The 10,362-nt window shown below is 46.5% G+C and carries 8 protein-coding genes; 4 read left to right on the top strand and 4 right to left on the bottom strand.

Going from position 1 to position 10,362, the window contains the following annotated elements; translation table 11 throughout:
• Positions 1–370: 370 nt before the first annotated feature.
• Both oadA and QZ942_RS06535 read right to left on the bottom strand, forming a co-directional pair.
• Positions 371–2,197: a sodium-extruding oxaloacetate decarboxylase subunit alpha gene (gene oadA, locus QZ942_RS06540; RefSeq protein WP_292993882.1), complete on the bottom strand. Its 1,827-nt coding sequence runs from the start codon at positions 2,195–2,197 to the stop codon at positions 371–373.
• A gap of 33 nt (positions 2,198–2,230) precedes the next feature.
• Positions 2,231–3,649 (bottom strand): acetyl-CoA carboxylase biotin carboxylase subunit, encoded by a 1,419-nt coding sequence (locus QZ942_RS06535; protein WP_292993883.1) that lies wholly within the window; start codon positions 3,647–3,649, stop codon positions 2,231–2,233.
• Between the two features lie 309 nt (positions 3,650–3,958).
• Between QZ942_RS06535 and QZ942_RS06530 the strand changes: the two genes are divergently transcribed.
• Positions 3,959–4,639, top strand: a complete 681-nt coding sequence (locus QZ942_RS06530; protein ID WP_292993881.1) for a DUF4145 domain-containing protein — start codon at positions 3,959–3,961, stop codon at positions 4,637–4,639.
• A 246-nt stretch (positions 4,640–4,885) separates the two neighbouring features.
• Here QZ942_RS06530 and QZ942_RS06525 read toward each other — a convergent pair whose 3' ends face one another.
• Positions 4,886–6,379 carry a bifunctional metallophosphatase/5'-nucleotidase gene (locus tag QZ942_RS06525; protein ID WP_292993880.1) on the bottom strand — a complete coding sequence of 498 codons (1,494 nt, stop codon included), beginning with the start codon at positions 6,377–6,379 and terminating at the stop codon, positions 4,886–4,888.
• A gap of 444 nt (positions 6,380–6,823) precedes the next feature.
• Between QZ942_RS06525 and QZ942_RS06520 the strand changes: the two genes are divergently transcribed.
• The gene (locus QZ942_RS06520; RefSeq protein WP_292993879.1) at positions 6,824–8,884 is read left to right on the top strand and encodes a di-heme-cytochrome C peroxidase; all 2,061 of its coding nucleotides are present in this window, start codon (positions 6,824–6,826) and stop codon (positions 8,882–8,884) included.
• 152 nt (positions 8,885–9,036) lie between these two features.
• Positions 9,037–9,480, top strand: a complete 444-nt coding sequence (locus QZ942_RS06515; protein ID WP_292993878.1) for a hypothetical protein — start codon at positions 9,037–9,039, stop codon at positions 9,478–9,480.
• Positions 9,481–9,535: 55 nt separating this feature from the next.
• Here QZ942_RS06515 and QZ942_RS06510 read toward each other — a convergent pair whose 3' ends face one another.
• Positions 9,536–9,727, bottom strand: coding sequence for a hypothetical protein (locus QZ942_RS06510; protein WP_292993877.1), 192 nt, complete (start codon positions 9,725–9,727; stop codon positions 9,536–9,538).
• 169 nt (positions 9,728–9,896) lie between these two features.
• Between QZ942_RS06510 and QZ942_RS06505 the strand changes: the two genes are divergently transcribed.
• Positions 9,897–10,238, top strand: a complete 342-nt coding sequence (locus tag QZ942_RS06505; RefSeq protein WP_292993876.1) for a hypothetical protein — start codon at positions 9,897–9,899, stop codon at positions 10,236–10,238.
• Positions 10,239–10,362: the final 124 nt, after the last annotated feature.

The raw sequence follows: 10,362 nt of genomic DNA, 5'->3' as shown, positions 1-10,362 counted from the left end.
ATGCAATCTCCTGACAAAAGTCAGAAGTTTGGCGCAAGTTGAAATCGATTACAGAAAAATATGTCATTTAGTAATGGTCGTTCAACGAGTTATCATGCGACAATTCTCGAATCTCCGGACACTACTGATCATTTTTTTGAACATAAAGTGCAACAAACATTGTTAGCAGTCTTGTGTCATAGTAAAAATTACATCTAATTAATTCTTCCTTTATTGGGATTTCAAAACTTAGCTTTAGACAATCAGGAAAGTGTTGGTCAAAATATTCGAATAGTGTAGCCATTTTTCTTCATCTTCGAAAACTTAGAGAACACGTCTTAACATGATGCCAATCCAATTGTTTGGTTATGGTGACGATAAACGCTTGTAACTATCCCACCCCAATCTCAATCAACACCTCATTCGGATTCACCGATTCGCCTTTGATCACGTGCACGGCTTTGACGGTGCCGCTGATCGGTGCGGTGATTTCCGTTTCCATTTTCATCGCTTCCGTGACCAATACCGGTTGTCCGGCGGTGACTTTTTGATCGATTTTGACTAACACCTCAAGAATATTGCACGGCATGCTGACGACCACATCGCCCTTGGCGGAAGGGCGCGGGCGTTTGCTGGCGATGTTGCTTTTAACGGCGCCTTGCGTACCGCCGTCCAGAACGATGGCGTCAAGTGTTTCGACGACGATTTCCTCAGGAACACCGTCCACCATAAAATAAAAATGTCGCAGGGACTCATTTTTAGGGCTGGTGCCGGTGACTTTGACGTGATAAGACTCACCGTGCAGCGCCACGTTGAACTCGGTGGGGGCTTTTTGTACACCGTTAACCGTTGTCGATGCCAATTCCAAAGGTTCGGGCACCAGGTGTCCGGTTGAGCGCAATTCCAGAAACTGTTTGCCGACTTCCGGGAACATCGCGTAGCTCAGCACGTCTTCATCGTTTAGCGCCAAATGGCCGATTTCCTGGCGCAGGTGCTCGAATTCCGGTTTCAGCAGATCGGCGGGGCGGCAGTCGATGATGTCTTCCTTACCGATGGCGCGTTTTTGCAATTTGGCATCAATCGGCGCCGGTGCTTTGCCGTAGCCGCCTTGAAGATAACGCTTCACTTCGTTGGTAATGGTGTCATAGCGCTTGCCGGTCAATACGTTGAGCACCGCTTGCGTGCCGACGATCTGCGATGTTGGCGTGACCAGCGGCGGATAGCCTAGGTCCTTGCGCACGCGTGGAATTTCCGCATAAACCTCGTTGATGCGATTCAGCGCGTTGCGTTCCTGCAATTGATGGGCCAGATTCGAAATCATGCCTCCCGGCACTTGGAACACGTGCACGCGGGTATCGACACCGGTGAACTCGCTTTCGAAGCGATGATATTTTTTACGGATTTGTGCGAAATAATCGTTCACTTCCTGCAGTTTTTGCAGATTCAAGCCGGTGTCGTGATCCGTGCCTTGCAACGCCATGACCAGGGTTTCGGTCGGTGGATGACTGGTGCCGCCTGACCATGACGACAGTGCCGTGTCGATATGCTGGCAACCGGCTTCGATGGCTTTCAGTTGGCACATTTCCGCTAAACCGGCGGTGGCATGGCAATGCAGATGGATCGGCAAATCGACGGCATCTTGCAAAGCCTTTACCAATTCGCTGGTCGCATACGGTGTTAACAAACCGGCCATATCCTTGATCGCGATGGAATCGCAACCCAGAGTAGCCAAATCTTTGGCCAGTGTGACGAAGCTTTTGACGTCATGTACCGGACTGGTGGTATAGCAGATGGTGCCTTGCGCGTGTTTACCGGCTTCCTTGGCAGCCTCGATAGCGGTTTTGAGATTGCGCGCGTCATTGAGCGCGTCGAAAATGCGGAAAACATCCATGCCGTTGGCCGCAGCTTGTTTGACGAAAGCGCGCACGACATCGTCAGAGTAATGGCGGTAACCGAGCAAGTTCTGCCCGCGCAGCAACATTTGTAGCGGCGTGTTCGGTAGCGCGGTTTTCAGTTTGCTCAAGCGTTCCCAAGGGTCTTCCTTCAAAAACCGCAAACAGGCGTCGAACGTCGCGCCGCCCCAGCATTCCAGAGACCAGTAGCCGATGCTGTCGAGCATTTGACAAGCCGGCAGCATGTCTTCCGTGCGCATGCGGGTGGCGATCAGAGATTGATGCGCATCGCGCAAAATGACATCGGTGATATAAACTTTTTGCATGAATTTTCCTTGATTAACCGGTAAGCACGCTACTTACAGGCCGGTATGCGAAGCCATCGCAGCGGCAATGACGCTGGCCAGCACTTCCGGCCGGGGTTTGTCGGAATAATTGATAAGTTCAGGGTTTTGTTCAACAAAACCGGTATTGAACTGGGCAGCACGAAACTTGGGGTGTTTCAGTATCTTTAGATAATACGGAATCGTCGTTTTGATGCCAAATAATCCCATATCGCGTAAAGTTCGCTCGCCACGCTTAATCACGTCTTCCCAGGTCAGTGCGCTGACAATGATTTTTGCAACCATGGAATCGTAAAAAGGCGGAATTTCATAACCGGTGTAAATCGCCGTATCGGTCCGCACGCCGGGACCGCCGGGCGCGTAATAACGGGAAATCCGGCCGAAACTCGGCAAGAAATTATTCTTCGGGTCTTCGGCGTTAATGCGAAACTGAATCGCATAACCCCGCCGGACAATCTCTTCTTGTTTGTAGCGCAGTGGCAATCCAGCCGCCACGCGGATCTGCTCCTCGACGATATCGACGCCGGTAATCGTTTCAGTGATGGTATGCTCGACCTGCACGCGCGTATTCATTTCCATAAAATAAAACCGGCCGCTATCGTCCAGCAAAAACTCCACCGTGCCTGCATTGGTGTAGCCGACCGACTTCGCGGCAATCACCGCAAGACCGCCAATATACTGGCGTTGCGCTTCGTCCAGTTGCGGGGACGGCGCAATCTCGATCAGCTTCTGATTGCGGCGCTGAATCGAGCAATCCCGCTCAAAGAGATGAATCACGTTACCATGGTGGTCTGCTAATATCTGTACTTCAATGTGCTTTGGATTGACAATACATTTTTCCAGAAACACATTGGCGCTGCCAAACGCTTTGGTCGCTTCGGAAATCACCCGGGCGTAATTGCGCTGTAGCTCATCGGCATTATCGCAGCGCCGGATACCGCGCCCGCCGCCGCCGGAAGTTGCTTTCAACATGATCGGATAGCCGATTTGCGTAGCGACTTTGAGGGCTTCTTCCACCGAATGCAAATTGCCATCCGACCCGGGTGTCACCGGAATACCCGCCGCTTTCATCGCATTCCGGGCTTCGGTTTTATCGCCCATACGATGAATGACATCCGCTTCCGGGCCAATGAAAATAAGCCCCCGTTCTTTACACGCTCGGGCAAATTGCGCATTCTCGGAAAGAAATCCGTAACCCGGATGCACCGCATCACACCCGGTCGCCAAAGCCAAATCAACTAACGCATGAATATTCAAATAGCACGCCATCGGCTCGCTGCCGATGCAATAAGATTCATCCGCTTTCTTGATATGCAGTGCAAAACGATCCGCTTCCGAATAAATCGCCACCGAGCGGATGCCCATTTCAGCACACGCGCGAATAATGCGAACAGCAATCTCGCCGCGATTGGCAATGAAGATTTTACGTAGCATCATTTTTTTGCCGCTCTGAAAAACATTAATGCGGGTATTCTACCTGATCAATTCCGGTAATTTATCCGGTATTTGATATCTGTGCTGCGTGATGCGCTAGCGGTTATGTTTGAAGATAAGTTTTGTTCGTACTTGATCTAAAAGTCGAGGGATATGCATTTTTGTAGATCTGATACTGCGTGATATGATCAAGCCAAGATCGGTATGTTGTTTTAGAATAAGGGGATAGCATGAATTCTGCAATATTAGATGTTATTTTCAATGGAATAGATCACGTTATTTTGTAAGTTTCATTTCAATTAGACCTCTATGCAAAAGAATACTGTAAGTCGAGAGTTCAATAAAACTGCTGGCACTGTGGTTGACGTGCAATGTAGCAAATGTAAGCGCGTTAATAAGCACCTCGTCCTTTCATCAGTGGATGTAAGTGGCGAAAATTGGTTTGGAGAAAACTCGCTTCAGTACTGGTCAGAGTACCAAGTGATCATGTGCCAAGGCTGTGAAACAACCACCTTTCGATCCACGAGTCAAAACACTGAAGATTGGGATTTTGTAGATCATGAGACTGTCGAATATAACCAAACAGTTAACCTTTATCCAAGCCGAAGCGAGGGGCGCAATCCACTTAAGGATGTATATTTATTGCCTCCGAACGTACAGCGGATATACGAAGAGACTATAAAGGCGATAAATAATGATCAGCCGGTTCTTGCAGGTATTGGGATACGCGCAATAGTTGAGACCGTCTGCAAAGACAAGAACTCTCCGGGATCTAACCTGGTTCAAAAAATTAACGGCTTAGTCTTTCAAGGCGTTCTTTCGCCAGACGGAGCAACAATTCTTCACAAAATCAGAACTCTAGGAAATGATTCAGCCCATGAGGTCAAACCTCACAAAGCGGAACAACTTGGGTTGGCACTAGATGTGTGCGAGCACTTGTTCCAAGATGTTTATGTTCTACCGTATTATGCTGCTAAGACATTCACGTAACGAGGTATAATAGTTTGTTCAAACCGACCCGCATTGGAGCGACGTAACTCAGCCATTGGCTCCGTAAAACTTTCGGGATATCAATTTCTCAATTTGCAAAAGCAAGTTAATTCAAGAATCGGTTCGATTACCCTATTCCAGTATTTTTGCTCGGCGACTAACCTCAGCTTCATCTGTATTGCTTAATACTCACTGGAGTCAATTGCACCCGAAACGGAAAATATTTTATGAATAGCCGGAAACTTTTTAGTTACTTCTTAATTGATCAATGACCATTTGGCGGATATCGGTGTTTTCACCCGAATTAACAATGATGAAATCCGGATTGCCGGGTTTCAAATAATCCAAGTTACGCTCAATCCCTGATGCGAGAAAATCATTGATCGCCAATCGGTAGGTTTTTTTCGGATCGATTGGAGTGCCGTTGATTTGCCAGCCAGTGTTGATCTGTTGTGTGTTGGCGGATTGCAGAAAGCCGCCCGCGCCGGTATTTGCTATCCCTTGATTCAGTACCTTTAACAACAGATTGCCTTTTATCGCAGCCAGTTGTATTTTGCCGCCGAACGGCAGTACCCGGATGACGTCGTAGACGGTGATTTGACCCGCGGGCAGCACATCGTCAATGCGGATCGAGCCGCTGTTGTAAAGCGAGAGTTCGGCTTCCGGGTAGGGGCGCAACAGGCTTTTTGCGATCAGTTCGGTCAGGTTGGTTTTGCGGGTGCGTACACTGGATTCGAGTCCGTCCAATGCTTCCGTGGTGGTTGTGATCACGGCTTCGGGTTCAAACCCTTGTTGGCGGAAGGCGTCGAAGGCGATTTTCATCCAGTTATCGACGACGGTCTTGACGGCGGGATCCTCGGCTAGATTGTCGTTGATCGGGACAAATGTGGGTTTGACTTCGGTTTTGCCGGTTTGCGGATCAAAATAAAGGTCGACCACGTACACCGAGCGCACATTGGCATCGCCTTTCAGCAGGGGGGTGAAGTTACCGCGCCAGTTCTGATAGTTGACGTGCTCATGCCCGCCCAGTAGTAATCCGATTTGCGAAAATTTCTGCAGCAGCGCAATATCATCATCGATTGCCTGATGCGTCAGGGCGATAATAAAATCAGTTTGTCCGCTGAGTTGCTTGATTTGCTCGCTGGCGGCTGTCAATGGATCGGAATAACTTACGTAGCCGGGGTTGTTGGCAGAGAGTGTTAAGCCAAACATGCCGATTCTGAAGGTTTTTCCGCTTTTCTTGTCGGTAACGGGTATAACAAGATTTTGTTTCACTCCCTCATACAGTTGACCGTCCGCGGCGAATACATTGCTGGATACCCAGGTAAATTTGGCTTCTTGCATGCGCTGATTGAATTGATTTTCTTTGACATCGAATTCATGGTTGCCGAACGTGGCGTAATCAAGTGCAAAGTGATTCAGCACATCGACCATTTGCCGTCCGGCAAGCCGATCGCCTTTATATTGTGCGGTTCCAATCGCGGAAGGGCTGAACAAATCCCCACCTAATGTGGTGATGGTATTCGGGTTGCGCGCCTGCAATTGGTTGCGCAGTGTGGCAACTCGTGCGATTCCACCTTCTTTACCGCCACTTACCGGGGTGATTTCATAAATATCATTAAAATGTAGAATCGTGACATGAATCCTGTCATCATCAATGTGTGCAGAAGGTGTTGCGGTGCAAGCAGTGAGTGTCAGCGCGAAGAGTACAGCTAACAGAATGGCGTATGGTTTTTTCATGATGGTTTTCCGAGTTTTAATATCGTTGTTACAGTAAATATTTTTGCAAGTTTATGACAAATTGTAAGAAACTGACAGTATCAACTTTATGCTTAGTATCGGCGTCTGCTTCGCAACACAGGAAATATTTGTTTTGTTTGGTTTAATCGCAATAAAGTTGCTGTTGATTTCAAGTATGATTTCTACAGATTGCTAGTATTGCTGTTATCAGCGACGAATTCTTAATATAATCAGTAACTGTTGCAGCACTTAATAAAAATACAATTCACCAAGATTGGGATGTCAGCACGGACCTCGAATAGGAATAATCCGGGATCATGTAATGCGATGGGCGGGAAGTCATTATACGATTTATTAATAGATTCAAAATTTATCATTACACATGCATGTGTTTTTGTTCTTGACAATACTGATTAATAAATTCAAATACAAAGGGGAATTATCGTGAAACAATATTTCATATCGCCAGAAAAACGGTTTTTATTTCTTTATTCGGCCTTGGCTCTTCTCATCGGAATACTATCTGGCTGTAAGGTGGGCCTGATTCCGGAGGCTGAGCAGAGTCGCTATGCAGCGACTGTTGAACAAGATCAATTAGGTGATAGTTATACAGAGGTCAAGTACCTGGATCAGGGTTGGAATTCTGCCGACAGTTTGTGGTTCTACTACACCACACAAGGATCAAACCTGATGCCCTATGATTTCTTTCTGGCACTGGAGAAGGCGGGAGAATCTCAGCTTTTCCGCTCTGATGAGAATATGAATTTCTATCGGTATTTACCCCAGAAGGCCTCATCGAGCAACCCGGATGCGTTACCGGTCGGCTGGGTCAAGGATGACTACAAGGGCAAAGAGTATGTCGGTTTAACTTGTGCTGCATGCCATACCGGGCAAGTAAACTATAACGGTGTGGGTATCCGTATTGATGGCGGTCCGGCCACCGCGGATATGGAAAACATCATGAAAGATATCGCAAAAGCTTTGAAACATACGCGTGAAAATGCAGAAGCCTCGCAGCGGTTTGTCAAAAATGTCCTGGCAAAAGGTAATTACAAATCGGAAACTGAGGTACTCGATGATTTAAGTAAGTATGAGCAGCGCATATACAGTTATACCGTGATCAATCATAGCCCAACTGCCTATGGCTATGCACGGCTGGATGCTTTTGGACGTATTTTCAATCGAGTGCTTGAACATATCATCAATGAGAGAGAATTGAGAGAGTTGTTGCGTGATCCTAAGATCATGCGCGATCAAGTGATGACTGAGAAACAAATCGACGAGATCCTGCCAAAGGGCGCAGGCAAAGTGATGTCGGGAGATCAACGCGATCACGTGATGGAACGCCTTAGCAAGCATCTCACTAAATGGCAGTTAGGGCGATTACGCCATGTATTGTTCAACGCACCTGACGCACCTGTTAGCTATCCTTTCTTATGGGATATCGCGCAACACGATTATGTGCAATGGAACGGGATAGCTGCAAATGCTGGGGTGGGGCCAATTGGCCGCAATGCGGGTGAAGTGATTGGCGTATTTGGTACGCTTGATTGGAAGGAAGAAAAGGGAAAGTCATTGGCATCGACTCTCTTCCAAGGTTCTGGCACTACGCAGGTCAGCTTTGATTCTTCTGTCGATGTACAAAATTTACACAGGATTGAATCGCATTTGAAGAAATTAAATTCTCCTGAATGGCCGGAAGAGATTCTTGGGGAGTTCAATAGGGAAAAAGCTGTGCGAGGAAAAGCGTTGTTTGACGACTATTGTGGCGCCTGCCATGCAAGGATTGACCGTGCGGATCCGGAGCGTCGTGTCGTCGCAAATATGACGAGAGTCAGCGATGTAGGAACTGATCCCTTTATGGCTAATAACAGTTTCACAGCTCAGGGCTATTCTGGCATTTTGCTTAACCAATATGTAGGCCTTGATGTAGGTAGTATTTTGTTGGATAAAAAGGCGCCTGTTGCAGCCTTGCTGACACAGGCAACTAAAAATGTAGTGGCCACCCCTGATCCCGATAAATGGTTTTTCCAAGGCTGGGCTGACAGGATTGCTAATCTCGCAACAGCATTTTTTGGAAATGAGATTAAACCTTCTATCAAGCATGGCAATTATGATCCGGATACTACAGCCAATCCACTGGCTTCGCTGAATGCATACAAGGGAAGGCCTTTGAATGGTATCTGGGCAACGGCACCTTATTTGCACAACGGTTCTGTCCCGACACTTTATGATTTGTTATTACCCAAGAAACGTGAAGGTGATCCGGAAGAGGGTGAATATCGACCTGAGCAATTTAAAGTTGGATCGCGCGAATTTGATCCGGAAAAAGTCGGCCTAAAGAGCAGTGATAAAGGTTTTACTTTTGATACCAGTTTTCCTGGAAATAGTAATGCTGGTCACGAATATACATCTGGTAAAACAGCGCAACCGAATGGGGAAATTTTAAAGCCCCTTAACAAAGAGCAGAAACATGATTTGCTGGAATATCTCAAAACTCTATAATTAATAACAGGAAGTCCCCCGGTTCTTCCGGGAGACTTCCAAAGATTCCACACATTACGTCAGCTGTCGTAACGTTCTCTCTTAAACCGCAGCGGTAAAAAATATTCCAGCCTAACCTGCGGCAGAAGTGAAGGTTTGATTGAGCGGTCTTAATGGAATCAATGCGATACCACTCGCAATCAGTCTTCCATCCGGCTGTCTCTGGAATTGTCGCAACGAATTATAGATCGTCAAAACGAGACTTCCAAAAAGCTGGGAAGTTTTATCACTATGTTGATGGCAAACATCTTGTCGCGGTAAAAGCCGGAAAATTGACATTCTCAACCATCATTAGACTGCAACGATATTGTTACCAGAATGCTGCGTACCAGTTTTGCGAAAGAGCTGGAGTTAAAGGCACGAACTATGAAAGGGTTTTGCGCGCCGGTACTTATGTTTTACCGGCGACATTATCCGCTACGTTTGGTGAACGGGCATTTGATTCGCCGGAAGAATTTATTCCGCAGCGCAATAGAACTCTTGGTTTTTTGTCGCAGTTCAACGCTATTTATGCAGTAAAATTAATCTATTACCATGAAAAACTCAGTGTTCTATAACCCAAATTTGCTTGTGATTTTTAGCTGTAGAACACTGATTAACCTTCACTAGACTTTAGTAATTTGATTTTTGTTCGGTTGATCTGGCTTGACCACCACCTTCCTGATCGCCTGCAGGTATTTGATGGAAAGGTTGTATTGTTTTTCCATAAGCATCAGGATCAGGAGATTCAGGGGCTGTTGGCTTGCCACCACATGCTACTAAAACCAGTATCGCTGATACTGCAAAAAAATGTGTAATTCTCATATAAAACCTTATGAATATTAGTTGATAATTAGTTCTTTTGTTGCAACGATCCCCAGAATGCCGATTACAGTCATAGGAAACATTGATCTTAATCAAACTAAATCAACCCCGGCATCAATAATTCATTGAAGTCTTAACCGCAGCTCATTTTTGAGGATAGTGTCATTCAGTGGCGCAGATCAGAATACGTTTTTATCAGTCATTGAATGACTTTATTGCGCCAGTGCTGAGTGCTACAGAGATTATTCATAATCTTGGACGGAAAGCCTCGGTAAAGGACATGATCGAATCATTTAATGTGCCCCACCCGGAAGTCGAACTGATCCTGGTCAATAGTATTGTAGTAAATTTTAGCTATATTATGGAGGATGGAGACAGCATCCAGGTTTATTCCGCCGATGGAAATCCTGAAGTGGAGTCGTTATTGCTGCTTCGCCCAGAATCATCACAACCGCCTATATTTGTGGTGGACGCTAATCTCGGAAAATTAGCGCGCTATTTAAGCGAGTAGGGCAATGGAATGGACTCCTCCAACTAAGCGGCATCGTAATGTGCCAGACTATAATTTTCATTGAATAGTCAAAAGAGGAGGAGTCAAATGAATGTTACACGTATGGGTATTGATTTGGCAAAGC

It is taken from the genome of Nitrosomonas sp. (genome assembly GCF_021731985.1).
In the GTDB taxonomy this organism is placed as follows: Bacteria; Pseudomonadota; Gammaproteobacteria; order Burkholderiales; family Nitrosomonadaceae; genus Nitrosomonas.
The sequence above is the reverse complement of the archived record's forward strand: the minus strand, read 5'-3'. Positions and strand labels throughout refer to the sequence as shown.

What these genes read in the sequence shown, in the direction of transcription:
- oadA (WP_292993882.1), bottom strand. Translation starts at nt 2,197, where the DNA reads ATGCAAAAAGTTTATATCACCGATGTCATTTTGCGCGATGCGCATCAA.
- QZ942_RS06535 (WP_292993883.1), bottom strand. Translation starts at nt 3,649, where the DNA reads ATGCTACGTAAAATCTTCATTGCCAATCGCGGCGAGATTGCTGTTCGC.
- QZ942_RS06530 (WP_292993881.1), top strand. Translation starts at nt 3,959, where the DNA reads ATGCAAAAGAATACTGTAAGTCGAGAGTTCAATAAAACTGCTGGCACT.
- QZ942_RS06525 (WP_292993880.1), bottom strand. Translation starts at nt 6,379, where the DNA reads ATGAAAAAACCATACGCCATTCTGTTAGCTGTACTCTTCGCGCTGACA.
- QZ942_RS06515 (WP_292993878.1), top strand. Translation starts at nt 9,037, where the DNA reads ATGGAATCAATGCGATACCACTCGCAATCAGTCTTCCATCCGGCTGTC.
- QZ942_RS06510 (WP_292993877.1), bottom strand. Translation starts at nt 9,727, where the DNA reads ATGAGAATTACACATTTTTTTGCAGTATCAGCGATACTGGTTTTAGTA.